Origin of the sequence: Bremerella volcania, from assembly GCF_007748115.1 — a bacterium.
Taxonomy (GTDB): Bacteria; Planctomycetota; Planctomycetia; order Pirellulales; family Pirellulaceae; genus Bremerella; species Bremerella volcania.
In genome coordinates, this window is record NZ_CP036289.1 from 646,214 (window position 1) to 670,621 (window position 24,408).

Here is a 24,408-nt window from a genome sequence, read left to right on the forward strand (position 1 = left end):
CCGAAAAACAACTTGGAATAACGCCGCAATGAGATGGATCTCCGCGACGCTCATGGGCGTGGTGATGTTGGCTGGTTGTGGAGAAAACGTCAAGTTTCGTAATCCACTGGCCAAGAATCAGCCGAAGCAGCAGGCAGCACCTGCCCAGACGGCCGCCAAGCCGAAAGCGGATCCCAAGCCGGTTCAAACCAAGGAAGCCCAGGCACGCAATACGATGATTCGCACGACTTCGCTACGAGGTGGCGGTGCCAGCCGATTCGGTAACGGTAAAACGGTCGGGGCGAATTCCAGCGTCGAGGAAAACGTCGAACGCCTACGTACCGAAATCGCCGGCAGCATCGACTTTGCACCCACGATGATCGTTTGGATCGTGGACTCGACGTTGAGTGCTTCCGAACTGCGAAGCTCTTGGGCCAATGGGGCGAAGAAGCTTTATACCGACTTTCAGACCAATGGCCTGCCTGGCGGCAAGCCGGCCGATAACCTCTCGACGGCGATCGTCAGCTTCGGTGAAAAGACCGACTTCGTGATCGAGCAGCCGACGACTAACTTTGGCGAAGTGATCGGCAAGCTTGCGGCGATTCAGACCGACAACTCCGGCAAGGAATCGACGTTCGCGACGATCGGTCAGGTTTTCGACAAGTATGGCCCGATCAAGCAGCAGCAAGGTCGCGAACTGATGGTCGTGGTCGTTACCGACGAGGCAGGCGACGACTGGAAGCAAGTCGACTCGATCGTCGAAAAGGCGAACTCGACCGGCGTGCGCGTTTATGCGATTGGCGTGCCGGCCCCGATGGGACGCATGATGGCGGAAGTCGCTCCGCAGGAATCGCGTTCCGACGGCATGCCTGCGATGCTGCAAGGACCGGAAACGCGTTACTCGCAGCGTGTTGATATGAAGTTTAACAGTGGCGGATTTGGTGGCGACGACGTCGACAGCGGGTATGGTCCGTTCGGCTTGACGTACCTGGCGTATCAAACGCGCGGATCGTTTCTTGTGTCGCGGCTTCGCTCGGCTCCCTGGCCTGGCAGTGCGATGCGGTTTGATGACGAGGTGATGCGAAAGTATCCTCCGCAGTACCTGACCGAAGCCCAGTATCAAGCCAAGCTTTCCGAGAACAAGGCACTCGCCGCGCTGCATCAAGCGGCTTCGCAAGGTCAAGTTGAAGCGATGACCTATCCGGCTTCTCAGTTCGTGGTGGAAGATGAAGCGCGGCTGAAGAATGCACTGGATGGTGCCCAGCGAATTGCGGCTCGCTTGGAACCCATGATCAATGCCGTCTACGATCCGCTGGCCGAAGGGGAGAAGGATCGCGACAAGATTACCGACAAACGCTGGCAGGCCAGCTACGACCTGGCCCTGGGGCGAGCCGCCGCCGTCAAGGCACGCGTCGATGGTTACAACCAGATGCTGGCGATCTTGAAGGGGGGCCGAAAGTTCGAGGATCCTTCGCACGATACGTGGAACCTCGAGCCAGCCGATACGCTGGAAGAAGCCGGTAGCCGACTGGAAAAGACACGTCTGCAGGCCAAAGAATATCTGGAGCGTATCATCAAGGAGCACCCTGACACGCCGTGGGCCTACTTCGCCGAAAAAGAGTTGGAAACGCCCATCGGTTGGAAGTGGGTCGAGTACTAATCGGCTTCGGCCCAAACGAACCTGCGGTGGCTGCCAGCGCATAAACAAAGGCCGACACCGCAAACAACGGTGCCGACCCAAGCGGAACGCTTCACAGCGAGAACCATTCTCAATCAGTGTCTCGCTTTAGGCAATCGTTGCAGCGATGCATGCTGGCTGATTCGTCAAAACTAAAACCCACCTTCAAGCGAAGTTAACGCGCAACTGGGGTCTTGCCACCTTTGGTAGGGTGTCAAAAGGGGTGGGTTTCTACGATCGCGCAAGATTGCGTCCGCTTCACGGGCTCTAAGCCCTCAAGACAACGCGAATCGTGGCCTCCGTGTTGAGACTGGGCACGATTGAGAAGGGCCGATGAATCTCAAGTGGTCAAGGTGAAGCCACATCGGCTTGGGGCATGCCTGAACCACTATTGGGTGCTTATATCATGCCTATGCGTGGCGGTTTTCCACAGCGGGGTAAATGCAGTGCCCCGTTCAGGTCATGCTCGACCAGAGGTCTTCGACGTCCTTCTTGATTCGCTCGAGTTCCGCTTTCAGGGCAGCGACTTCCGCCCGAAGCTCGGCGATCGCGGCGCTATCGGAGGAAGAAGATGTCGAGGACGCGACTGCCGGCGGAGGGGCGGTTGGCTCGGGGTTCACCGGGCGCTGGACAGGCTCGGCGATCGAAGTTGCGTCCGGTGGTTCTACGTTGGCTTCGACGACACGGACGCCACCATGCTGATTACGCTGCTCGGCCAGTTCCTTCTCGGAAAACAGGCCGTGCGTGACGACTTGCCCGCGCCCCTTGGGAGTGAGAGGAACGACCAGCTTCTTCCGCTGCAGATCGTCCAGGATTGGTTGCAAAGAGCCCATGTCCGGAATCTTGCCCATGCGCGCCGCGCGGCCGCGCAGCTCACCCACGGTTTGAGTGCCGCGCAGAAGCAGTTCGGCCATTACGGCGAGTTCATTTCCATCGCAGCCCAGCCAATCCTTGGCGTAGTGCCGAAACTTGACGACTCGCCCGTCTCCATGGACTTCGGCCACGGCCCCCATGTCGCGAAGCTGCTCCAGGGCTTCTTCGATTTCCCAGCTTTCCAGGTTCAGCTGAGGATCGCGATTGCTCTTCTGATTGCTGCCGGTCGTCAGGCCATTGAGCGACATCGGGTAGGCATCCGGCGTCGTCTTGGCTTTCTCGATCAGCACGCCGAGCACGCGGCGCTGGATTTTGGAAAGGGGACGCCAGGCAGGCTCAGGGGTTTGCATATCTTCGGACATGAGTGGGGTCTTTCCGGAAACGACAGAACAAGGTTTGTCGCGCAGGATACGACGCTCCTTGCCAAATGGCAAGGTCCGAAGGGGGATCAACCTGAATAACGGCACAACGAATAGCGCGCGATTCGTTGTGCCGCGCATGTTGGTCAATCGAGTCAAATCAAAACGTCCGGTCCGCCTAGGCGGAGGAGTCTTTGGCGGCTGGAATAAGAAATTCCAGGTGGTGCTGACAGTGCCACAGGTGAACCTTGCGCCACTCTTCGACTGTCAAATTGCCAAAAAGTGGTGACGGTAAAAACTGGGCGCTAGGGTCCGTGATGCGGGCGATTGCGGCTTCAAGTTGAGCAATCGCCTTTTGATCCTCGGACCACTCCCCAGGCGTAAATTCCCGGAGTGTTGGCATCTTAGCCGGCAAATGCTCGTTCCGCAGGATCTTGCCAAGATACATCATGCGGGCAAACGGACGAATGATCGCAGCATAGAAAGGTGCCGGCGGAAATCCGTCGAGCGACGCATCCATGAATCGCGATAGGTGGTCGCAGATTTGCCCAAGCGACCACTTGGAAACCCGGTGGTACCCGACACGAGAAAGACTTCTGGTTTCACCAAGAACGTCTTCGAAGTTCTCGAAATGAAGTTCGCGCCGCGACAACTTGTCGCTTGCGCCATTGCGATGAAAGCTCATAACACACCGTAAGTAAGCTGGTCCAGTCGTGGGGTCGCAAACGTTGCGATCCCCTAGGCAAAGTGCTGGGTGCCTCTGGATAGCGAAAGCGGGCGCGGTTCCGAACGCGCTTGCTTTACTTTGGTGCCTGGCGTCTCTGTTCTGCTGGTTCCCTTGTAGGAAACCGTTCCTCTTGAAGCTAAAAGACGTATGAGCTTATTGAATGATACGATCGTCTTCTGGCTTATCGACTCGAGGAGTCTGGCCACCCCGCAGAACGCTATTCCCTTCGAACAACGTACGTTGATCGATGGGCTCTGGGTTTAACCAATCCGATTCCTCGAACTGACCGCTCTGACCATAAGCAGCCAAAGCGTTCTTGTAACAGGTTAACTCAACGTGCTCTTCAGGGACACCCCGCTCTAGCATCAAATTGCCAGTTTTGGGGACGGCTAACGGATCCGAAACACCCCAATCGGCGGATGAATCGACAATGATTCTCTCCGGACCATATTTCTTTACGATCTCTACCATGCGTTCGTTCCCCATTTTCGTCTTGGGGTAGATGGTGAATGCAGCCCAGTAGCCACGCCGCAGAACCTCTTCGCAGGTTTCCTCATTGTTGTGGTCGATTACCACTAAATGAGGTGGGATCTCGTGCTCTTCGATGATGTCCATGCTGCGGTAGGTGCCCTGCTTTTTGTTGCGGTGGGGCGTGTGGATCAGCACCGGCAGATCGACTTCTTTGGCCATCTCCAGCTGCAGACGCAGATACTTCTCTTCCAGGGCGGTCATGTCGTCGAAGCCGATTTCACCCACGGCCACGACGTTCTCTTTGGCCAGAAACAGCGGCATGATCTCCATGACCTGTTCGGCCAGGGCTTCGTTGTTGGCTTCTTTCGAGTTCAGCCCGATCGTGCAGTAGTGACGAATGCCAAACTGGGCCGCGCGGAACTTCTCGAAGCCCACCAGGCTGCTGAAGTAATCCTGGAAAGAGCCCACGTTGGTTCGCGGCTGGCCCAGCCAGAAAGCCGGCTCAATAATCGCCGCCACGCCAGCTTTGGCCATCGCTTCGTAGTCGTCGGTCGTACGCGAGGTAACGTGAATGTGGGGGTCGATGAATTTCATGGTTGATTTTCAGTTGTCAGTGTTCAGTTTTCAGCAAGAAAATGCATTGGCAGTGGTTGCCTGCCAATGCTAGTACGCTTGCTGGGCAATCTCGCGCCAGGTGATCTCGCCACTTTCAGCACGCTTGGCAATCTCGGGATTCGTTTTCAGGATGACGTCGGCTTCGTCGCATGCCGTTGAAACCAGGGCCAACGCAATGGCCGATTGTTCAAGCTGCTCGCCGGAGGCGAACAACGCTCTCATGTCTTCTAATGCTACTTCATCGGCAAACGGAGCGGCCACTCGCCACAACTCTACGGGAATCGGACGTTTGGCGGCGCGGCGCTCGTGGGCGAAATCGATCAGCATGCGGGCCAGGTCCGGATTCACGCGACGATCGAGCCCTTCGATCGGATCGAGCGCCGCCCCAATGAACAGTGCCTTGAGAACCATCTGATTCCAGGCCTGTTCCGACATCAGTTCCATCGGCAACGGGTTGTTGTGGGCGATCGACTCGAAGATCGACTTGATGTTGGTGCGGATGCCTTCGGACAAGCGATCGTCAAACAGCTCTTGGTGGGGCAATAGCTGCAAGGCCTGGTACAGGCAAATCTGTTCGCGAATCTCAGCCGTTTGAAACAGCTTCTCCAGCGTGGCATGAAATGCCGCGTCATCTTCGGATGGAAGCGACATCAGCAGCAGAACGCGGGCCGCCTGGTCGATCGTCCATGCATGCGGCATCCAGCCTGGGCGAGCTTCGGCAGCATCGTTCAAGTCGCGCTCGGTCAACTGAAGATCGGCCTTGCCAACCTTCCGCGGAGCGAAACCAAAGGCCATGTACAACGATTTGAGATCGCTAGTGGCGACCGCTTCGCGCTGCGTATCGAGCCAAGCTTGGCCCGCATCAGAAGCCTGACGCAGAATCCAATTCTCTAACAATTGAACTGGGGTGTAAGACATAGGGTTGCCCTGATCGTCATATGATGATTCCCTTGCCGCTACGGTCAGCGTCGGGGCATCTCATTTAGCCTAAATCTTGAAACTCCACAAAGCAAGGTCGTAAGCGGATGCTGCGTGAGTTCCCATTGCCGGATGTGAAATGCCTAACCCTTCTTTAGCATTTCTGCTGCTTTGGGGGCGAAGTAAGTCAGGATGCCATCGGCTCCGGCACGCTTGAATGCCATCAGGCTTTCCAGCATCGTCTTGTCGAGGTCGAGCCAGCCGTTGCCGGCCGCGGCGTGCAGCATGGCGTACTCGCCCGAGACCTGATAGACGTACGTGGGTTGCCCGAACGTTTCCTTCACACGCTGCACGATGTCGAGGTAAGGCATCCCTGGTTTAACCATCACCATGTCGGCCCCTTCTTTGATGTCGAGGGCCACTTCACGCAGCGCCTCGTCGGTGTTGGCCGGATCCATCTGGTACGTCTTCTTGTCGCCACTTCCCAGATTGCCGGAAGATCCCACCGCATCGCGGAATGGGCCATAGAAGGCCGAAGCATACTTGGCAGCGTACGACATGATTTGCACGTGCTGGTAGCCGTCGTGATCGAGGGCTTTACGGATGGCGCCGATGCGTCCGTCCATCATGTCGCTGGGGGCGATGATGTCGCAGCCGGCCATTGCCTGGACGATCGACTGTTGGCACAACATCTCGACCGTTTCGTCATTGACCACGTAGCCGTTTTTGACCAGCCCATCTTGCCCGTGGCTGGAATAGGGATCGAGCGCGACGTCGCACAAGATGCCCAGGTTCAGCTTTAGCTCTTTGATCGCTCGAACCGACTGGCAGACGAGATTGTCCGGGTTGATTGCTTCCTGGCACTGCGGCGTCTTCAGTTCGTGGGGAGTTGCCGGAAACAATGCGATCACCGGAATGCCTAGCTCTTTGGCACGCTGGGCTTCTTCGACGGCGAGGTCGATCGTAACCCGGTCGACGCCTGGCAGCGACGGGATCGGCGTTCGCGTGGTCTTCCCGGGTTGAACGAAGATGGGCCAAATCAGATCGTCGACGGTCAGGTGGTTTTCCCGCACGAGTCGCCGCGACCATTCGGTTTGCCGGTTCCGGCGAGGGCGATAGTGGGGGTAATCTCCGAGCGGGCCCGTGGCAGTCATAATGGCGATCTTGTGCGTGAGGTTATCAGGGGTGGATTGACTTTTGCGGCTGGTTGGAAACGATTGTCAATAAATAAGTTATCGACAATTCAGCTGTTCGGCCACGAAAGGAATTGTTGAGCCCAGCCGGGCCGCAGGCAACAATCGTAGGTTGGAGCTGGGATACTGCTTAGTGTACTCAGTTTTCACTCGTCGGGCAGCATTACTACCTTGTAACGCACGGATTGGGGTCGGCATCCTAACATGGGTTGCCTGGAATTGGTTATCATAGAGCCCCGCCTGGCCCAGGCTGCCATCTGAGCGAACTCCCGAGAATTAGCGGTTACCCCAACTTGAAATTCCCGGTCTTGCACTTGGAATAGTCCGACCGCATACGAATATACTCCGCTAAGGAAACGTAGATGTCCACCGACTCGCCCATGCCTTCGCAATCGCCTTCGGCCACCCCACTGGCTACCGAAGGGACCAGGCCACTGGCTATGAATACTTCCCCGAGACTACTGCCGGATGTCGCCAACGACACCGCTCCGCAGTTTCAATCGTCGATCGATCGCGTGGGAATGTCCGGCATCGAGGTCGCCATTCTGATTCGCGGAGAAGATGACGTGCTGATGCGCACCCCGGCCAAGGTCGATGCGTACGTGAGTCTCGACGACCCACAAACCAAAGGCATCCACATGTCTCGGCTCTACTTGAGCCTGCAGAATGAACTGCACACGGAATTCTCTCGCAAGCAGCTCGAACGCATCCTGGGACGCTTCCTGGAAACGCACAGCGAGATGAGCCAGTCGGCTTACTTGCAGTTCTCGTTCGAGCACATGATCCAGCGGGCCTCGCTCCTTTCGGAAAACACCGCGTGGCGAAGCTATCCGGTTCAGGTCGAGGCGCTGAGGCAGGGTAACACGGTCAAGTATCGCGTTCACGTGCGTTTGACTTATTCGAGTGCCTGTCCGTGCTCCGCGGCGCTTTCGCGACAACTGCTGCAACAGCAGTTTGAAGAGCAGTTCTACGGGCACAACTGGATGAGTGCCGCGACCGTGCTCAACTGGCTGGGCTCGAACAGTACGTTGATCGCGGTTCCTCACAGCCAGCGCAGCCACGCCGATATTACGGTCGACCTGGACGACACGCGTGAAGACTTGCCGATCGACGAGATCATCCAGCGCGTCGAAGGCGTCCTGAATACGGCCGTCCAAGCCGCCGTGAAGCGAGCCGACGAGCAAGAGTTTGCCCGGCTCAATGGCGAGAATCTCATGTTTTGCGAAGACGCGGCCCGACGCATGAAGTCCGCTATCGACCCCATGCCCGGCGTCGTCGACTACCGCATTCAGGCCAGCCACTTTGAAAGTCTTCACCCTCACGACGCGGTTGCGATCGTCGTCAAAGGGATTCCTGGCGGTATGGTTCCTTAGGCGTCTTGCTCACCTCTCACCAAGATTGAGAAGCCCATGCTCAGTCGTCGTGCATTCACCAGGCAAGCTGCCGCCCTGGCAGCTTGTTCTCCGTTTCTTGCCACGAGTTCTTTGCTGCAGGCAGCCAAAGCGGCTAATGTGCCTATCATTACGCAGCAATATCCTTGGGGCACGTTTTATCGTCGCAGCAATCGGGACGCTGGCGATCTGGACGCGTTGCTGGGCGAAGTGAAATCGTGCGGGCTGGTCGGTTACGAACCGATCGCTGGTTCACCTCAGCAGATCAAAACGATCGCGGACTCAGCGAAGAAGCATGACCTGCAAATCAAGTCGCTGTACGTCAACAGTACGCTTCACGACCCAGCCCAAGCAGCGGCGAGCATTCGAGCGGTTCTCGATATCGCCGCCGCCGCGAACGAGGCCTGTGGGACGCGGATCATCGTGACCAACCCGAGTCCTATTCAATGGGGCGGCAGCCAAAACAAGTCGGACGAGCAGTTGCGAACCCAGGCCAAAGCACTTGACTTGCTGGGGGCTCAACTGCGGAAGCAGGGACAGCAATTGGCATATCACAACCACGATATTGAACTGCGTGAGGGTGCCCGGGAACTGCATCACATGCTGGCATCGACCGACCCGAACAACGTGAAGTTCTGCCTGGATGCCCACTGGGTCTTTCGAGGCTGCGGCAACTCCGAAGTGGCCGTGTTTGACGTGGCTCGGCTTTACAAGGACCGCATCGTCGAACTGCATCTGCGGCAATCGCACGACGGCATATGGGACGAAGCATTCGGCGCTGGCGACATTGACTACGATCAACTGGCCGAGATGCTATTGGACCTGGAGACTCCACCACTGCTGGTGTTGGAACAAGCCGTCGAAGGGAAATCGCCTAATACCATGGATGCGGTCGAGGCCCACACGGTCGGCCGGGAATATGCTCAGAAAACCTTTGCGAAACTGATTGCCCAGTGACACAGACGGAAAACTCTTTAACGCTTCGCCAGGCCCAGGAAGACGTCGATCAGTGGATTCAGACGATCGGCGTACGGTATTTTTCAGAGCTGACGAACCTGGCCCAGTTGATGGAGGAAGTGGGGGAGGTGGCCCGCGTCATTTCGCGGACCTATGGCGAGCAAAGCTTCAAAGCATCGGACAAGAAGGTCGAACTGTCCGACGAACTTGCCGACGTGTTATTCGTGGTGATCTGCCTGGCTAATCAAACAGGTGTCGATCTGACCGAAGCGCTTCGTCGAAACCTCGAAAAAAAAACGCACCGCGACGCGACGCGGCACCAGGAAAACGAGAAACTCAAGTAGCTTTCTCGTGGCCAGATTGCCCTGGATTGAGGTCTTCACCCTTTCGGGGTACTGGCGTTTGCCTGTGAAAAATGGTACGATACAAGTTGCTGTGGAAAAACTGGCGCTTTCCTACCAAAGGCACGAAGCTAACTTGGGGGTGCGGCGTTCTTTGGGTCCTGCTTGCAGTCGCTTGATGCTTCTTGTTGATTGCTTGGCAGCAGCAACCTCGACTTTACGGAGAAAGTCGCCAATTTAATAGCAGGAGGCTGAGCTCTTCGAATCCTTCTCATAGGAGCTTCCCATGCTGACCGAAGGCGAAAAGAAAGTCCTCAGAACATTCCGCCAGTATTTGATGGATCCAGGCCGAATGCTCTGCTTCACCGGGCCCATGCTGGCCACTCACAAGAATTCACTTACCAAGCTGGTCAAACGGGAATACTTGGTTCCTGAATCTTTCAAGGGCGCTTACAGCCTGACGCAGTCCGGCTTCGAAGCCATGCGAACTTGCAAGTAACGACCCACGCAAAGGTCGATTTACCATATCCGGGTGTCGGGATGACTGTCAAAAAAGTCGACCCGGCACCCGTTTTTCGTAATGATAGAAGTAACCTCGCTGCCACCGATCTGCCTGCATACCTGGATCAAGTGGCAAGGAAGCCACTTGCTCTTTTTGGGGATGTTTCTTTTCTTCTTAGGCGAAAGAAGTGCTAATCCTTTGCTTATCTTGCAGCGTACTCATTCCACATCGCAAGATACTTAAGCGCGGCATGGCTTTGCGACGTCTTCGCGATGCGTTCCATCTGATGCAGCAGGGCTCGCTCAATTCGTTTTAGCGAAAGGGATTCTGGGTTGCTGAAAGTGAACTCGGCCTGGAAGTCGTTGTTCGTAACTGCGAGGTGGTAACTGATGCCGTCGAGTGAATAGGTACCGGTGTTCTCGGTCAGGTCCATCTGATTGAGTTCCGCCCAGAGCGAATCATTCGGGATGGTGGCCACGGCAATTTCTTCAAGCTCTTGTCGTTGGCTGTTGGGTATGGCAAACAAACCTTTCCATTTGCCTCGCCCCAGTTCGCCGGAGTCATCGAATCGCTGAGTATGAATGACCGTCAAGATTCCCATGCCGTGAAAGGTCGGCCTGATCGCCGCTTGCCAGAAGTACATCAGCCAGTGGTGGTCAGAGTTCGGGACTTTCCAGCGCCCGAGACGCAGCTCGGAAAGCCCGAGGGCTTCCGTGATTTGCGCGTTGTAGGGCTGGAAGACTTCTTCAGATATCGACATGTGCGTCTGTTGCTCTCGCGATTGGCATAACGTTGGCTGCGATCGCAGGAAAGGTTTATTCTAAGGGGCGTCCACTGCGCGTGTCTCTCATTTTGCTCTTTGATTCAAACAGGACATTCTATTGTCGGTGTTTCATGTGGTAAGTGAGATCTCGCGAGACACGCAATTGCGTTGAAAGTAAATTGCTGGGAAAGGGAATAACGGAAGTATGCTCTTCATCGCTGAATCTCCATTTTTCGGGCTGAATTATGTCCAATTCGGCGAATTCACGCTCTAGAACTACAATGCCCCTAAGTTCTCTTCGCACCTCCGTTTCCCAGCCTTGCCATGTTCTACTTTTCCAACGCATTCCGTTTGTCCATTCTTGTTCTCTGTCTGTTGATCACAGGCTCTTTGCGTGCCGAGAATGCCAAGCCCAACGTCGTTTTCATCCTCACCGACGACCATCGCTGGGACGGGCTTTCTACGGCCGGGAACGAGAAGATCAAGACACCCAATCTCGACAAGCTGTGCGAGGCGGGGACTCGCTTTGAAAACGCTTTTGTCACGCTGGCCATTTGCTCGCCGAGTCGGGCTGCTTGTTTGACAGGGCGTTATGGGAGCCAGAATGGAGTAACCGCCGTGGGGCATGCCTCTTTGAAGAAGGGGGAACCGACATTCGCACGGGCTCTCAATGAGGCAGGCTACGCGACCGGTGTGACTGGGAAGTGGCATTTGGGGAATTCGCCCAAATCGTGCGGCTTCGACTTTGCTTCTACCTGTTGGTCGAACGGCACCTGGTACGACCGCGAGTTCACGATCGACGGTAAGAAGCGTAAGATGCCGGGCTTTGTCGATGACGTCACGGTCGATGAGTCGTTGCGATTTCTAGATCAAGCTGCCCAGTCCAATCAGCCGTTTGCCCTTTGGCTGTGTACTCAGGTTCCGCATATGGATCACAAGCATACCTGGCCGGCGAAACAGGAGTATCTGGATCAATACGACGCAGAAGCCATGCCGCTGGCGGAAACCTGGAATGATGATCTGTCGGGCAAGCCGCAGTACCTGGCGACCTCGCGCAGCCGTACTCAGGCACTGAGCTACGGCTACGACGACCCTGAGAATATTCGGAAGCATACCCGAGACTACTACGCGAGCGTCCAGCAAATGGATGCCGCCGTGGGGAAGTTCTTGGATGAACTCGATCGACGTGGTCTGCGCGAGAACACGTGGATCATTCTGATGGGAGACAACGGCTGGATGCTGGGGGAACACGGCTTCACGAGCAAGGTGCTCGCCTACGAAGAATCGATGCGCGTCCCCATGGCGGTCGTCGGGCCGGGACTTCCGGCCCAGGTTCGCGACGAACTGGTGCTGAACATCGACCTGACCGCGATGATCTACGAGCTTGCTGGCCTGGAAGTGCCGGGGTCTTTGCATGGCCGCAGCATGTTGCCGATCGTGCAAGGGAAGTCCCCCAGCGACTGGCGAACCAGTTTTCTCTACGAAGCCCCCACGCCGCAATTGGGGAGCAAGCCGCTGTGGGCGGTGCGCGACAGGCAGTGGAAATACATCGAAACCGATTTGGGCGGCGGTGACGTTTTTCGCGAACTCTACGATCTGAATTCTGACTCGATCGAAGCGAAGAACCTGGCGGATGAAGCGGCGCACGCCGACCGTGTCGCTGAATTCAGTCGGCAGCTTCATGCCTATCTGAAGGGGCTGACGCACGAAAACTGACCAGCAGAGCTACTGCTGTGCAAAAGCGATCAAATATCGGTGTCGCTTGCTGCGGTTTCTGTTGGGGTTAGTGAGCACCGGATCACGCTCTAGCGATCTTACAAGAAACGGATCGCTCTGATAGCATGTTTCCGGGCATTGCCGACCTCGCCGCAGGTCCTGCTTCAAGCGAAGTATTGTATGGCCAATGGATGATTGCCTGTTCACGCCCCTTGCTTTCTCAATTCCCGAAGATGGAACGACCTATGGAACCTGAGACCATCCGCAAGCAAAGCCTGTCCAAGGCAAAGAAACTGGGCTATCCGATCAACCCGGAGTTGCCGCTGTTAGGCGATATCGAAATCCGTCGATCTCAAGAGGAACTGCTCGATCGGATGCTGTGCTTGTTTACCTGCGTGGCGTGTTCGTTTGGGTTTCCCAAACAGTTGGGATGGTCGTGGCTGGCCCAGGAAGGGCTGCTCGAGAGGGTCACGCCAGACGAATCGCTGTACTTGCGAAACAAGGATAACAGTGACCTTGATAAGTACGCACCGCACGTCGAGACGGTTTGGACGCTGGCCTGGATCGGAAAAGTTCACGACACCTTGGAGTTCAATCAGACGTGCACCAACGATATGGTGAACCTGTTTCCCAATTTGAAGGCGTCGGCATCGAGTGAACGGTTTCGCCATCAATGTCAGATGCGATCGGTGGAAGAGATCGCACCGAAGCTTGACCTGGCTTACTGCATCCACTGGGCAATTCAGCACGAGACCGAAAACAAGCTGGAACTGCCCAAGAAGCCCAAGCGACTGCGTCCGTACATCCTCATCAACCGGAGGCATGCGCTGGAATGGCTTTTCTGTGAGGAACCGTGGGACGAGGTGCCCATGGATATAGACTAGCAGTTTGTTAAGGATTCAAAGCCAGTGGAGCACCTGTCCCACGAACCAGCATTCAAGATCACGTTTACCCCCTCGCGAGTCGATGGGATGACGGAAGTGAGTTCCGTGACCGTATGGCCAAATAAGTTGGAGGTGGAAACGGCTGATGGAACGCAAGAGTTCCGTTTCGAGGAAATCGGCAAAATCCAAGAGTCTGAGATCATGCGTTTCATGAGGCGGCTCGGCGGAGCAAAGCCGTTTGGCATGCTGGTAGCCGATCGCGATTGGTTTCATCCGCCGAAAGATCGCTACTTCCGCTTCTATACCGATCCGCCGATGACGGTGTATATGCCGACAAACGACTCCGAAGACTACGAAGAAAGTGTCTTCTTTCGTGTCCAGGCTGTGATTCGATGCGGCGGGTACGAGACCTACGACATGGGTTGATTCGTCATCCGCAAAGTCCATTATTCTGAAAATAGCTCACGATCCCGAAGCAAGGAAATGTTGGCAATGCGCAAGTTGGAGAACAAAACGGCAATCGTCACCGGTGGTTCACGTGGGATCGGAGCGAATTTGTGCACGAGCCTGGCGGCCGCGGGCGCAAGTGTGGTAGTTAACTACGCCAGCAACGCGAGCGCAGCTGCGGAAGTAGTCTCGCAGATCGAATCGGCTGGCGGCAAGGCCTTGGCTGTTCAAGCAGACGTCGCGGAGTCTGCGGACGTGAGGAAGTTGTTTGACGTTGCCGAAGAGACGTTCGGGAAAGTCGACATTCTGGTCAACAATGCTGGCGTCGTGCATTACAAGACCATCGAGGACACCACTGATGACGAGTTTGCTCGAATCATGCGGATCAACGTCAACGGCGTTTTCTATGGCATGCGAGAAGCCTCCCAGCGTCTGGCGGATGGGGGAAGGGTGATCTCCATTTCGACCTCCGCCGCACTCATGTTTCTGCCGACGTATGGTCCCTACTGTGCATCGAAGGGAGCAATCGAACAGCTCTCACGAAGCTTGGCCAAGGAGTTGGGGCCACGCCGGATCACTTCGAATATCGTTTCGCCAGGGCCGACCGAGACGGAAATGTTTCTTGGCAACAATAAGGAGGAAAAGATCGATCGCATGCGAAAGCTGGCCGCGCTCGGTCGACTTGGAAAGCCGGAAGACATGGGACCGGTCATCGTTTTCCTGGCCAGTGAAGATAGTGGTTGGATCACGGGGCAGGTCATTCCGGTCAACGGTGGTACTGCGTAAGCACGCGCATAAGATCCGTTCACTTACCGATCCGTGTGATTCTCCAGAGGGTACAGACCTTCCATGGCCCCTCCTTTGGAAAATACGTCTCGCAACCTCGGTTTATGAGGCTGCGGATGGGCCTGTCCCCCGCTTAGGAACTGTTTTTCCCTCGATGATATCTCGGGGAAGCATTGTTTTTGGGCAGTCGTCTACGGTTGGTGCTTTTGTCCTATGCATGCCTCGCGCTGGCAAGTGTTGTTATTAAGAGTTCTTTGGGAAATTTGTTGTGATTTGTGTAACAGTAATGGAGTCTTGGCGTCCTCTAATGGTGCTTTAGGGACAGCCTTTTGCTCTTTGGCGAGTTGTCTCTGCGGGATTCCTCAAGTTGTAAGGATGTTTTTTCTCTAAGGTACGAGATTTGAATACTGAGAAAACAGCTGATCCCCTCTTGGGATCCGCGTCCGCCATTGAGTTCTCGCCATTATTCCTACATCCGGAGAAGAGACATGTCCCACTTCAAGCGAAGCCGCAAAGGCTTCACGCTCGTTGAACTGTTGGTGGTGATCGCCATCATCGGCGTTTTGATTGCGTTGCTGTTGCCAGCCGTTCAGCAAGCTCGCGAAGCAGCCCGCCGCATTCAATGCACCAATCATCAGAAGCAGCTTGGTTTGGCGCTGCACAACTATCACGACACGTACGGCAAGCTGCCGTACAACGCTATCCCGCAATCGGGAAGCGTGGGTGATCGTCAACGTGGACCTTCTTGGTTGACTCGATTGCTACCGTTCATGGAGCAGAATGCAGCCTACGATCAGTTCGAGTTCACCGGCGACTGGACCATGCAAGACGGACCGAGTCCCAATGCGGCGATTCTCGGACAACTGCGCGTGCCGGGGTATAACTGTCCTTCCAGTCCTCTACCGACCGTGGAAACGCAGTCCACCAATGCGAATGGAAGCGTGGAACTGCAGTTGACCAACTATGTTGGCATCACAGGTTCCTACTACCAGGGCGGAACGACGACAACCGTTTCTACCTCTCCACAAGACAGCAGCTATGGCGATTCGGTCTACAACGGGATGATCGTTCCGCTCAACAGCAAAAGCAACGCGATCGGTCTTGAATCAGTAACGGACGGGACCAGCAACACCATGATGGTGAGCGAACAGAGCGACTATTTCTACAACTCCTCAGGCAGCCAGGTCTATCGCCGCAGTTCGGGGCATGCGGGACGCACGTGGGCCAACGGTGGCGGTGCGGGAACCTGGACTTCGAACGTCACGACCATTCGTTATCCAATTGCAACCGAAGGCGGTACCGGTAACGCGGCAAACTACAATGTGAACGTCGCCCTAGTCTCGGCTCATCCCGGGGGCGTCCTAATGACGCTGGGTGATGCCTCGGTCAGTTTTCTCGCAGAAACTGTTGATTTTGCAGTTTTGACGGGCCTGGCAGATCGCCAGGATGGAAACGTTCTGGGCGAGTATTAAAGCTGAGGTTGCGAGGGAGTCAATTGAACAACATGCAATTTTCGTTTAGTCGATTCGGATTATGTGCGGCGTTGGCGATGGTCTCATTCGTTGCGGGATGCAGCCAAGAAGACTACGGAGATCTTGGTAAGGTCACCGGCACAGTGACTTTGGATGGCGAACCATACGCGAATGCCATTGTTACGTTCTCGCCACAGAAAGGACGTCCTTCGACCGCGCTAACCGATGAAATGGGAAATTATGAACTCGTTTACATCCGTACCACAAAAGGAGCGGAGCCTGGCGAGCATCAGGTTACCATTTCGACGCAACCACCGACGGTTGATGATAGCTATCAAGGTCCCAAGTTCAAGGATCCAATTCCGGTGCGGTACAACCGCCGTAGCGAGTTGAGTCGGACTGTGCAGTTGGGAGTCAACGAGTTTGACTTTGAACTGACCTCCAAATAAAAAGCCTGCAATGATGGGCGTCCACTAACGAAGACGTCTTGGCCTTTGTTGCCAAGGCGTCTTTCTCTTTCTTGCCCATGGGTATTAGGATGGAGCGAACTCGTAAAGCCGTTGCATGGATTGCCAATGATTGAAGAACAAGAGCCTCTTCCGGATGTCCCTGAGCCGGACGAGCCGTATCGCCGGCCGGTCGATATGATGAACCTGCCCCAGGTAGAAGCCGAACTGCGAGACCTGTTTGGCGGGGCCGTGATGTACCTGTTGATCCCGATCTTTCTGTTGGCACTGAGTACGACGACGATCGTCGCGACCCCATTCTTTGTGCGCGTGCTTCCGGCGGCGGCGATTGTCTTCATAGGGTATTGGGTTCTGCAGAAAGCTTATCTGCCGATGTTCCATGAGGCGCCAGAGACCGCCTTGCAGTACCTCCGGGTGGTGTCTTGGTTGGGGGGCGGCATTATGAGTACACCTCATGAAAGAGTGCTCTCCCTGTGTGCTCGACGCGCTCGATTTAAGGAGTGTGACGCCCCGTGATCGCAAAGGATCGAAGGGTGCGTGATTGGTCATTAAGCAGGTCGTCGACTAAAGGCTCTTCCCAATGCTTGTTTCGACGTGTTTCGGCGTCGGGAGAAGCTCGCTGTCGCAGATGCGCAATGTTGTCAATGAGGTATTCTGCTTCCTTAATTGCTGTCATTCCATAGATAGTGGGATATCATGAAGAATAGTCCAAAAAGCGGCTTTGCTGGTGTAAGGTGAAAATCGTAACGATTAGCAAGAAAGCCGTCGCAAGAATTCACAACCATCTTAGGAAACGCCAAGGATCGCATTTAAGAGGGCAACTTCTCCATTAGGCGGTTAGTCGGAGTGTTAGGGAAAATAGTTTTTTATAGTTGGCTGATTGCTACTCGATAAGATAAGAAACTCGAGTATAAAGAATCACGCAGCGCTTTTCATGCAGTAAGATTCCTTATCAATCTAGCTGCTTTTCGCTGGGTTGACCGGCCAATAGAGGCACGAAAGTTTTTTGACTTTCGTGGTCGGAACGCCGGTTCTCGCACATGTTTTCGCGAGGACTCATTTCCACATCTCAGTCCTATTTTCTTGTATCTCTCTGGGAACAGAGAAGGAGACGTACGTGACTCATTCTTGGAATGCCCGCCGGGGTTTTACCCTGGTGGAACTACTCGTTGTGATCGCCATTATTGGCGTGCTGATCGCTTTGCTTCTGCCGGCGGTTCAGCAGGCTCGTGAAGCCGCTCGTCGTATCCAGTGCAACAACCAGCTGAAGCAACTTGGCTTGGCAATGCACAACTACCACGACACCTACTTGAAGATGCCGTTCAATGCTTGTGCTACCGGCTCGGGCAGCACGTCCCCATCGTTCTTCGTCCGCCTTCTGCCGTTCATCGAACAGGGCGCTGCTTACGATCAACTCGATTGGAGCGGCTTCAACAACGGTACCTTCATCGCTGACAACGCAGGCACGAACGAAGTGCTGGTCACGTTGCGTGTTGATGGTCTGTACTGTCCTTCCAGCCCACTGCCGGAACTGGACAACAACTTCCAGCTGACCAGCTACACCGGTATCGGTGGTACGGCTCAGAAGTGGAACGGTACGGCCGTCGTCAACATCGACTCGACCAAGAAGGCACAGTACTACAACGGTATGGTTGTCGCCCGCGGTGACGGCTCGAACCCGATCAACATGGCTGCCGCTACCGATGGTACGAGCAACACCATGATGATCAGCGAATGCAGCAACTACTTCTACGACAATGCCCGTGTTAAGCAGTCCGCAAACATCCGTACCAGCTACGGTGCCGGCGGCGCGTCCGGTGGTGGTGCCTGGAACGGTGTTGCCTGGCAAGACAACTCGACCGCTGGTGACTTTGGAACCGCCCAGAACGTGACCACGATCGATGTCGATCCGAGCTTTACCACGCCCTATACCGGTGGGATCAACTCGGCCAACAACGGCACCGCTCCAGCAAATGGTGCCGCTACCGAAGTTTCCATTCCATTGACCTCCGCTCACCCAGGCGGCGTGCTGACCGTTCTAACCGACGGTTCGTGTCAGTTCATCTCGGAAACGGTTGCTAACCAGGTCCTCGTCAGCCTGGCCAACCGCCAAGACGGCACCGTCATTCCAGAGTATTAATGATCGCCCGATCATTGGTTGGATAAACAACGAAGCGAGGTTGCCACTGGCATCCTCGCTTTTTTTATGCGCCCCCGTCCATTGCCGACAATTGATTTGAATGGGGCAGTGACGAAGAATTCCTAGGTAAGGGGGAAAATTCAACAGACACGCTCATCTTCGTGAGGCTCTGTCATGGTTCCCCTGTTTTTAGTTTGTGCCTGGTTGGGTGTCGTTCCCACCGATCCTGCTCTGTTGGACCAGGTCGATCTTGTCGAAGTGAATCATGTTTATGACCGTTCGGGGCGTCCCGTTTTGGATCAGGTCATCTTTTATCAGTGGAGTCGCGCCGATGCCCGTTACCAGGTGATTGCCTGGCGTCTGTTGCGATCGCCTGGTCAGTTTCCTTGGTATGATTGGAATCGAAGAGTCTACGTGTCTCGCTGGTTCGACGCAGAATTGCTGCGCAAAGTGGTTGCCGCTCAGCGCCGCGAAACGTGGACAGCTTACGATCCAGAAATGGCCGAACGAGCTATTTACCCAATCGAATATCGTCGCGAACTAGCGACAAGAATGGTGTGGGATGCCCAGACAATTTCACCACGATAGACGGCTCTCGCCCCGCTTAGTTCGTCGAGAAATGTATCTTGGGTAACAGACGATTGGGCGACTCCTGGCGATCCTGAAATCAATGGGCAAGGCGTTTCTTGGTTCGGGGAAGAAAAGTTATGGCAATCAATACGAAGTCCGTGGTAGGACGTCGAGAGATGCGATACTCGACGCTTCAGGAGGTTCTGAAAGACGCACAGGAACTTGCCGCGGCTGACTCGGTTCAATCGCTGGGAAACTGGACGCCAGGGCAGGTTTTCGAACACTTGGCCAAAACGGTGGAGATGTCGCTTGATGGAGCCACGTTTCAGGCACCCTTTCCGCTGCGATGGGTTGCCCAGACGTTTCTAAAGAAGAGCCTGCTGAACAAAGGTGTCCCTACAGGCTTCAAGGCCAACGGCCATGTCATGCCGGGTGAAGTAGCAGTTGAGGACGGACTAACGCACTTCGAGGATGCCGTTGGGCGGTATCTTGTCGAGCCGCAGCGAGCGAAACATCCGCTTCTGGGCAATCTCACACAAGATGAGTGGACGCAATTCCATTTGCGACACTGCGAGATGCATATGAGCTTCTTGAAGATCGACGTGAAAGAGCCTTCGCAAGTCTCTTGATACCCCTCACTCCATGGAAAAGGTTTCGTTGCTCAGTGGTTCCTCAGGCAAAGGATTGTCCTGTTGTTGCAGGCTTGCCTGGTAGGCGATCGCCGTGGCCGCGCGACCATAATACTGCTCCATGGTCCCAATTAATTCATTCATCTCGATTTGCTTTTTGCTGACGGGCAGCTTGATCGTCTTACTTTTTCCGTCCCGCTTCACCGTAATATCAAGGCGCGTTCCCCATTCCGTTTCCAGGGTAATTCCTTCGATCTCTCGGTAGAACAGAGGTTGGTCCCAGTCCTCGTAGACGACCTTCTCGAAGTCAAAGCGGACCGGGCGGTCTTTCGCGGCGGTCCGCTCGACAGGCGGGAAGAACTTCTCCACGAGTTCCTGTTCCGATTCGTTCGAGGGAATGTAGCGGTAGGCCAGGACCTGTTCGTGGAACTGACGGAAGCGTTCTTCGTAATGGTCCCACTGGGCACGCTCAAGTGCGTCGGCTCCGTCAATCTTCTCGAACCAAGGGCCTGGTGAATCGTCGTACAGGACGTCACGCATCGCATCAGGAGATGCTCGGAATCCAAGAGCTTCCAGGCGTTGTTGAAGTGGTGGATGCGAGTCGAAGGGATGCGCGGTGGCCAACTGTCCCACGTCTCGCTTGTCGACGAAGGCTGTGGTAAAGCTCTGGAAGCCGCCATCAATTCGCTGCGACAGATTCACTTGCTCGTGGGCCTCTTCGGCCTCGAAGAACTCCTGTTCGAGTTCGTTACGATACTGAGAGTACGCCGTAATGCGGAGCAACGCATGCGCCATCGACTCAGGCGAAGTCTTTTCCGACGCGAGGTGGTCGGCCCTGAACTCACGTTGGCGGCTCAGCTTGCCCAGCGACAACTCGTACAAAGCCCGGAACATGACGGCGAAGTAGAAGATCGGTCGCGAAATGCCTCCTTCGTAAAGTCCTTGAAGGTAATGGCCATATCTTGACAAGAGTGGAGCGATCTTTTGCGTGTAGGTAGTGTCGTTTCCACTGAAATGGGCCAACTCGTGCAGGAGTACCGCATCCGCTTCCTGGTGGGGTAGTTTCTTGAGAAGAGAAAGACTGACGAACAGGGTCCGGCCGGTCACCGTACGTGGCTGGTGATCTTCATGGCCGGTAACTTGAACCGGCATCTGGGTGACGAAGAAGTTGTCATCGATTCCCGCGATCACATGATCTGGCGGAGCGGTTCCCATCGAGTCACTCAGCCGCTCCAAATCATGCCACAAGGCTGGCGCCATCTCCCGCGTGATTTCTTCTCCTTCGATCACGAAATCATCGTCGACCTTCTTAAAAATGGCTGCGATCACGGCACCCACGGCACACAGACCAATGAGACCAATGATAAACAGCAATTTTACGATGAAGATGTTGAAGAAGAATGCAGGTATCCAGAAGGAAAGGGAAAACACAAGCAGTGCCTGAGCGATGACCTCCAGCGTGCAGAAGATACGCAACGTATGCCAACCAATCAACAGGCTGTAGTACTGCATCCACTGAGATTTGAGTGACAGGAGGACGGTCAGCCCCGTCAGCACGAATGCGCCAATGCCGGCGAGAATACAGAACCAAGAGATACGAATCGCCCAGATAAGCGACAGGTTGTAGTAGAGGTATTCTGTGGGAAGCTGGTTTCGCCAGGCGGCTACTTCTGGGTCGTCGTTGACCAGTAGCCATGATAACGGCATGTTTCGAGCCCCCTCGATGCTTTGCGCTTTCTCCTCGGGGGTCATTTGCGCGTTCGCATTGATTTCAGCGATCGCCGCATCAAGAAACTCTTGATCATAGCTCGACTGGACGTATTCGTAGAAGAAGAGGCAAGCGACCGGAATCAGGAAAAGGGCCAGTGCCGGATAGACATACGTTTTGACGAACCCGAGGCTAGAAACGTCATGTTGCATGATACGAGCCTGATGATGAGGAGGAGAACTGCACGAAGCCAATAAAGGTGCAGTATAGGAAACCCTCCGTCAACGACAAGCAAAAGTCGTCATTCGCTCGATCAGCCCCTTCGTCGCGATCGAGTTTTCCAGCGATTTGTCGTTTTCCAGTCACTGGAATTTGATGGAAACGACGACCCTCGGGTTATTCAGAGCCGACCGACAGCCCACCTTCCCTAAAGACAAAAAAAGCGGGCCAAGATGTAAAGTCTTGGTCCGCTCTCTAGGGAAAGTTTGAATCAGCGAATGCTGTCAACCGCTTAGCGGATGAAGAGCATTTCCTGGTAGGTTGGCAATGGCCACAGGTCATCAGCCACGTAATCTTCCAGTTCGTCGGCGTACTTGCGAACTTCGTTCATCGCTGGCAAAACTTCCTTGCAGCAGCATTCGGACTTCTTGTGCCAGCATTCAATTTCTTCGGCTTTGACGGCGAGGGATGCGAGGGTCGCGATGCTGTCCTGGAGCGACTTGACCAGCGAGGTCACCTTGTCCAGGGTGTCCTTGTCGAATTCGTAGCCGAGGGCCTGCAGGTTCGCACAAGTCGAAGCGAGTTCATTCTGATAGCGGACCGCAGCTGGGAAGATCATCGTGCGAGCCATTTCGATGGTGAGATTGGTCTCGACCGCGATCGACTTGCAGTACTGTTCCAGGTAAGTTTCCAGGCGGCTTTCCAACTCGCGTTCGGAAAGCACGTTGTACTTCGTGAACAGTTCTTTGACTTCTGGCTTCTCCAAAAATGGTAGAGCATCCGCGGTGGTCTTCAGGTTCAGAAGGCCACGCTTTTCAGCTTCCTGGTGCCATTCTTCCGAGTAACCGTCGCCATTGAAGATGATCGCGCCGTGCTCGTTGATGATGTCGGTCATGAGCTTGGTCAGGGCAGCGTTCAGCTTCGAGGGGTCACCGCCGGTGGCTTCTTCCAGCTTGGTCGCACAGTAGTCCAGCGATTCGGCAACGATGGTGTTCATCGCAACGAGCGGACCAGCGATCGACTGGTTAGAACCAACAGCGCGGAATTCGAAGCGGTTACCCGTAAACGCGAACGGGCTGGTTCGGTTACGGTCGCCAGCATCCTTTGGCAAAGGTGGGAGAACGTCGGCGCCGATTTCCAGGGTGCCCTTAGGAATCGAGCTACTGGCACCGCCACCCTTGATCTGCTCGAAGACGTCCGTCAACTGGTCGCCCAGGAAGATCGAGATAATCGCCGGAGGAGCTTCGTTGGCACCCAAACGGTGATCGTTGGAGGCCGAAGCAACCACAGCACGCAGCAGGCCTTGGAACTTGTGTACGGCACGAATAACGGCGGCACAGAAGACCAGGAACTGAGCGTTTTCGTGTGGCGTGTCGCCTGGATCCAGCAGATTGCCCTGCGAGGAGCTACCCATCGACCAGTTGACGTGCTTACCGCTACCGTTGACGCCAGCGAATGGCTTTTCGTGGGTCAAGCAGGCCATGCCGTACTTCTCGGCGACTCGCTTCAGCGTGATCATGATCATCTGCTGATGGTCGGTCGCAACGTTGGCGAACTCGAACATCGGGGCGATTTCGTACTGGCCTGGAGCCACTTCGTTGTGACGTGTCTTGACTGGGATGCCCAGCTTGAACAGTTCACGTTCGGTTTCCAGCATGAATGCCAGGACGCGATCTGGGATCGCACCGAAGTAGTGATCGTCAAATTCCTGCCCCTTTGGTGGCTTGGCACCAAACAAGGTGCGACCGGCGTTCAAAAGGTCAGGACGAGCGAAGAAGAAATTGCGATCGACCAGGAAGTATTCCTGTTCAGGACCGGCGGTCGAGCTGACCATTGCGCCGTCGGTGTGACCGAAGAGGGCCAGGATACGTTGAGCTTGCTTGTTTAAAGCCTGCATCGAACGCAGAACCGGGGTCTTCTTATCGAGAGCTTCGCCAGTCCACGAGACGAACGCAGTGGGAATGCACAGCGTAGTTCCGTTCGGGTTTTCCATAATGTAGGCAGGGCTGGTAACGTCCCAAGCGGTGTAACCGCGAGCTTCAAACGTCTGGCGAATACCGCCCGATGGGAAGCTGGAACCGTCTGGTTCGCCCTGAATCAGCTGCGAGCCGCTGAATTCAGCAACCGCGCTACCGCTGCCATCTGGGCTTAGGAAGCTATCGTGCTTTTCCGCGGTGAAGCCGGTCAGCGGATAGAAGACGTGGGCATAGTGGGTAGCACCCTTTTCGATGGCCCAATCCTTCATTGCGGAAGCAACGTAGTCGGCGACGGTCGTGTCGAGCTTTTCGCCCGTTTCGATCGTCTTCATCAGCGTCTTGAAGATTGGCTTAGGAAGACGGTCCTTCATGACCGATTTGCTGAAGACGTTCGCGCTGAAAAGCTCTTGGGTTGGCGTCTCCAAGAAGTTCATGGCAGGGGCGGAGGGCTTGTAGTTGGTAACCGCCGCGATGGCTGCCATTCGCGCCGATCCGCCAGCGTACCCGCTACCGTTGCCTGTGGTAGTTGTTCCGTTGGAACCCGCCTTACCTTTCGATACCGTACTCACTAGTGTGTGACCTCCAAAGCCTAGCGCGAACGGCGAGCCCCATCAGGGATCCGCTTCA

General features: G+C 55.3%; 23 protein-coding genes. 15 read left to right on the forward strand and 8 right to left on the reverse strand.

Annotation, left to right across the window (positions count from 1 at the left end):
• Nucleotides 1-28 precede the first annotated feature (28 nt).
• On the forward strand, nucleotides 29-1,639 hold the full coding sequence (locus tag Pan97_RS02650; protein WP_165698579.1) for a vWA domain-containing protein: 1,611 nt from the start codon (nucleotides 29-31) through the stop codon (nucleotides 1,637-1,639).
• Between the two features lie 473 nt (nucleotides 1,640-2,112).
• Here Pan97_RS02650 and Pan97_RS02655 read toward each other — a convergent pair whose 3' ends face one another.
• The 5 genes from Pan97_RS02655 to hemB form a co-directional block, all read right to left on the reverse strand.
• On the reverse strand, nucleotides 2,113-2,892 hold the full coding sequence (locus Pan97_RS02655; protein ID WP_144970511.1) for a DUF480 domain-containing protein: 780 nt from the start codon (nucleotides 2,890-2,892) through the stop codon (nucleotides 2,113-2,115).
• Between the two features lie 175 nt (nucleotides 2,893-3,067).
• Nucleotides 3,068-3,574, reverse strand: coding sequence for a DUF1569 domain-containing protein (locus tag Pan97_RS02660; RefSeq protein WP_144970513.1), 507 nt, complete (start codon nucleotides 3,572-3,574; stop codon nucleotides 3,068-3,070).
• 195 nt (nucleotides 3,575-3,769) lie between these two features.
• Complete coding sequence (locus Pan97_RS02665; RefSeq protein ID WP_144970515.1) at nucleotides 3,770-4,681, reverse strand: TatD family hydrolase; 912 nt, start codon at nucleotides 4,679-4,681, stop codon at nucleotides 3,770-3,772.
• 69 nt (nucleotides 4,682-4,750) lie between these two features.
• Nucleotides 4,751-5,620, reverse strand: a complete 870-nt coding sequence (locus Pan97_RS02670; protein WP_144970518.1) for an EboA domain-containing protein — start codon at nucleotides 5,618-5,620, stop codon at nucleotides 4,751-4,753.
• A gap of 143 nt (nucleotides 5,621-5,763) precedes the next feature.
• Nucleotides 5,764-6,774 (reverse strand): porphobilinogen synthase, encoded by a 1,011-nt coding sequence (hemB, locus tag Pan97_RS02675; RefSeq protein ID WP_144970520.1) that lies wholly within the window; start codon nucleotides 6,772-6,774, stop codon nucleotides 5,764-5,766.
• Nucleotides 6,775-7,175: 401 nt separating this feature from the next.
• Here hemB and folE2 point away from each other — a divergent pair, with 401 nt between their 5' ends.
• The 4 genes from folE2 to Pan97_RS02695 all read left to right on the forward strand — a co-directional run bounded on the left by folE2 (nucleotide 7,176) and on the right by Pan97_RS02695 (nucleotide 10,001).
• Nucleotides 7,176-8,186, forward strand: coding sequence for a GTP cyclohydrolase FolE2 (gene folE2 / locus Pan97_RS02680; protein WP_196782262.1), 1,011 nt, complete (start codon nucleotides 7,176-7,178; stop codon nucleotides 8,184-8,186).
• Between the two features lie 36 nt (nucleotides 8,187-8,222).
• The gene (locus tag Pan97_RS02685; protein ID WP_144970522.1) at nucleotides 8,223-9,161 is read left to right on the forward strand and encodes a sugar phosphate isomerase/epimerase family protein; all 939 of its coding nucleotides are present in this window, start codon (nucleotides 8,223-8,225) and stop codon (nucleotides 9,159-9,161) included.
• Entirely contained in the window at nucleotides 9,158-9,505 is a 348-nt protein-coding gene (locus Pan97_RS26600) for a nucleotide pyrophosphohydrolase (RefSeq protein ID WP_144970524.1), read from the forward strand. The genes Pan97_RS02685 and Pan97_RS26600 overlap by 4 nt, the downstream gene beginning before the upstream one ends.
• 283 nt (nucleotides 9,506-9,788) lie before the next feature.
• Nucleotides 9,789-10,001 (forward strand): hypothetical protein, encoded by a 213-nt coding sequence (locus tag Pan97_RS02695; protein ID WP_105349912.1) that lies wholly within the window; start codon nucleotides 9,789-9,791, stop codon nucleotides 9,999-10,001.
• 205 nt (nucleotides 10,002-10,206) lie between these two features.
• Here Pan97_RS02695 and Pan97_RS02700 read toward each other — a convergent pair whose 3' ends face one another.
• Nucleotides 10,207-10,764 carry a hypothetical protein gene (locus Pan97_RS02700; RefSeq protein WP_144970526.1) on the reverse strand — a complete coding sequence of 186 codons (558 nt, stop codon included), beginning with the start codon at nucleotides 10,762-10,764 and terminating at the stop codon, nucleotides 10,207-10,209.
• A gap of 354 nt (nucleotides 10,765-11,118) precedes the next feature.
• Here Pan97_RS02700 and Pan97_RS02705 point away from each other — a divergent pair, with 354 nt between their 5' ends.
• From Pan97_RS02705 to Pan97_RS02750, 10 genes are all read left to right on the forward strand, one after another.
• Nucleotides 11,119-12,483, forward strand: coding sequence for a sulfatase-like hydrolase/transferase (locus Pan97_RS02705; RefSeq protein WP_196782263.1), 1,365 nt, complete (start codon nucleotides 11,119-11,121; stop codon nucleotides 12,481-12,483).
• 245 nt (nucleotides 12,484-12,728) lie between these two features.
• Entirely contained in the window at nucleotides 12,729-13,367 is a 639-nt protein-coding gene (locus tag Pan97_RS02710) for a DUF4272 domain-containing protein (protein WP_165698580.1), read from the forward strand.
• Nucleotides 13,368-13,391: 24 nt separating this feature from the next.
• Nucleotides 13,392-13,793, forward strand: a complete 402-nt coding sequence (locus Pan97_RS02715; RefSeq protein ID WP_144970532.1) for a hypothetical protein — start codon at nucleotides 13,392-13,394, stop codon at nucleotides 13,791-13,793.
• Nucleotides 13,794-13,859: 66 nt separating this feature from the next.
• A complete protein-coding gene (locus tag Pan97_RS02720) occupies nucleotides 13,860-14,600 on the forward strand; it encodes a glucose 1-dehydrogenase (RefSeq protein WP_144970533.1) in 741 nt (246 codons plus the stop codon).
• 488 nt (nucleotides 14,601-15,088) lie between these two features.
• On the forward strand, nucleotides 15,089-16,072 hold the full coding sequence (locus Pan97_RS02725; RefSeq protein ID WP_144970535.1) for a DUF1559 domain-containing protein: 984 nt from the start codon (nucleotides 15,089-15,091) through the stop codon (nucleotides 16,070-16,072).
• 32 nt (nucleotides 16,073-16,104) lie between these two features.
• Nucleotides 16,105-16,521, forward strand: coding sequence for a transthyretin-like family protein (locus tag Pan97_RS02730; RefSeq protein ID WP_144970538.1), 417 nt, complete (start codon nucleotides 16,105-16,107; stop codon nucleotides 16,519-16,521).
• A 126-nt stretch (nucleotides 16,522-16,647) separates the two neighbouring features.
• Nucleotides 16,648-17,055 carry a hypothetical protein gene (locus Pan97_RS02735; RefSeq protein WP_144970540.1) on the forward strand — a complete coding sequence of 136 codons (408 nt, stop codon included), beginning with the start codon at nucleotides 16,648-16,650 and terminating at the stop codon, nucleotides 17,053-17,055.
• Nucleotides 17,056-17,656: 601 nt separating this feature from the next.
• Nucleotides 17,657-18,679 (forward strand): DUF1559 domain-containing protein, encoded by a 1,023-nt coding sequence (locus Pan97_RS26460; protein WP_165698581.1) that lies wholly within the window; start codon nucleotides 17,657-17,659, stop codon nucleotides 18,677-18,679.
• Nucleotides 18,680-18,853: 174 nt separating this feature from the next.
• Nucleotides 18,854-19,267, forward strand: a complete 414-nt coding sequence (locus Pan97_RS02745) for a hypothetical protein (RefSeq protein WP_144970544.1) — start codon at nucleotides 18,854-18,856, stop codon at nucleotides 19,265-19,267.
• Between the two features lie 119 nt (nucleotides 19,268-19,386).
• Nucleotides 19,387-19,878, forward strand: a complete 492-nt coding sequence (locus tag Pan97_RS02750) for a DUF1569 domain-containing protein (RefSeq protein WP_144970546.1) — start codon at nucleotides 19,387-19,389, stop codon at nucleotides 19,876-19,878.
• A gap of 6 nt (nucleotides 19,879-19,884) precedes the next feature.
• Here Pan97_RS02750 and Pan97_RS02755 read toward each other — a convergent pair whose 3' ends face one another.
• Nucleotides 19,885-21,798 (reverse strand): M48 family metalloprotease, encoded by a 1,914-nt coding sequence (locus Pan97_RS02755; RefSeq protein ID WP_144970547.1) that lies wholly within the window; start codon nucleotides 21,796-21,798, stop codon nucleotides 19,885-19,887.
• Between the two features lie 299 nt (nucleotides 21,799-22,097).
• Nucleotides 22,098-24,263 carry a glutamine synthetase III family protein gene (locus tag Pan97_RS02760; protein WP_144978095.1) on the reverse strand — a complete coding sequence of 722 codons (2,166 nt, stop codon included), beginning with the start codon at nucleotides 24,261-24,263 and terminating at the stop codon, nucleotides 22,098-22,100.
• Nucleotides 24,264-24,408 lie beyond the last annotated feature (145 nt).

Excerpts from the sequence above, each read along its gene's own strand:
- Pan97_RS02745 (WP_144970544.1), top strand. The coding sequence starts at position 18,854 with ATGGTTCCCCTGTTTTTAGTTTGTGCCTGGTTGGGTGTCGTTCCCACC.
- Pan97_RS02655 (WP_144970511.1), bottom strand. The coding sequence starts at position 2,892 with ATGTCCGAAGATATGCAAACCCCTGAGCCTGCCTGGCGTCCCCTTTCC.
- Pan97_RS02670 (WP_144970518.1), bottom strand. The coding sequence starts at position 5,620 with ATGTCTTACACCCCAGTTCAATTGTTAGAGAATTGGATTCTGCGTCAG.
- Pan97_RS02700 (WP_144970526.1), bottom strand. The coding sequence starts at position 10,764 with ATGTCGATATCTGAAGAAGTCTTCCAGCCCTACAACGCGCAAATCACG.
- Pan97_RS02725 (WP_144970535.1), top strand. The coding sequence starts at position 15,089 with ATGTCCCACTTCAAGCGAAGCCGCAAAGGCTTCACGCTCGTTGAACTG.
- Pan97_RS02650 (WP_165698579.1), top strand. The coding sequence starts at position 29 with ATGAGATGGATCTCCGCGACGCTCATGGGCGTGGTGATGTTGGCTGGT.
- Pan97_RS02660 (WP_144970513.1), bottom strand. The coding sequence starts at position 3,574 with ATGAGCTTTCATCGCAATGGCGCAAGCGACAAGTTGTCGCGGCGCGAA.
- Pan97_RS02730 (WP_144970538.1), top strand. The coding sequence starts at position 16,105 with ATGCAATTTTCGTTTAGTCGATTCGGATTATGTGCGGCGTTGGCGATG.
- Pan97_RS02735 (WP_144970540.1), top strand. The coding sequence starts at position 16,648 with ATGATTGAAGAACAAGAGCCTCTTCCGGATGTCCCTGAGCCGGACGAG.
- Pan97_RS02750 (WP_144970546.1), top strand. The coding sequence starts at position 19,387 with ATGGCAATCAATACGAAGTCCGTGGTAGGACGTCGAGAGATGCGATAC.
- Pan97_RS02760 (WP_144978095.1), bottom strand. The coding sequence starts at position 24,263 with ATGGCAGCCATCGCGGCGGTTACCAACTACAAGCCCTCCGCCCCTGCC.
- Pan97_RS02695 (WP_105349912.1), top strand. The coding sequence starts at position 9,789 with ATGCTGACCGAAGGCGAAAAGAAAGTCCTCAGAACATTCCGCCAGTAT.
- Pan97_RS02720 (WP_144970533.1), top strand. The coding sequence starts at position 13,860 with ATGCGCAAGTTGGAGAACAAAACGGCAATCGTCACCGGTGGTTCACGT.
- Pan97_RS02710 (WP_165698580.1), top strand. The coding sequence starts at position 12,729 with ATGGAACCTGAGACCATCCGCAAGCAAAGCCTGTCCAAGGCAAAGAAA.
- Pan97_RS02665 (WP_144970515.1), bottom strand. The coding sequence starts at position 4,681 with ATGAAATTCATCGACCCCCACATTCACGTTACCTCGCGTACGACCGAC.
- folE2 (WP_196782262.1), top strand. The coding sequence starts at position 7,176 with ATGTCCACCGACTCGCCCATGCCTTCGCAATCGCCTTCGGCCACCCCA.
- Pan97_RS02755 (WP_144970547.1), bottom strand. The coding sequence starts at position 21,798 with ATGCAACATGACGTTTCTAGCCTCGGGTTCGTCAAAACGTATGTCTAT.
- Pan97_RS02685 (WP_144970522.1), top strand. The coding sequence starts at position 8,223 with ATGCTCAGTCGTCGTGCATTCACCAGGCAAGCTGCCGCCCTGGCAGCT.
- hemB (WP_144970520.1), bottom strand. The coding sequence starts at position 6,774 with ATGACTGCCACGGGCCCGCTCGGAGATTACCCCCACTATCGCCCTCGC.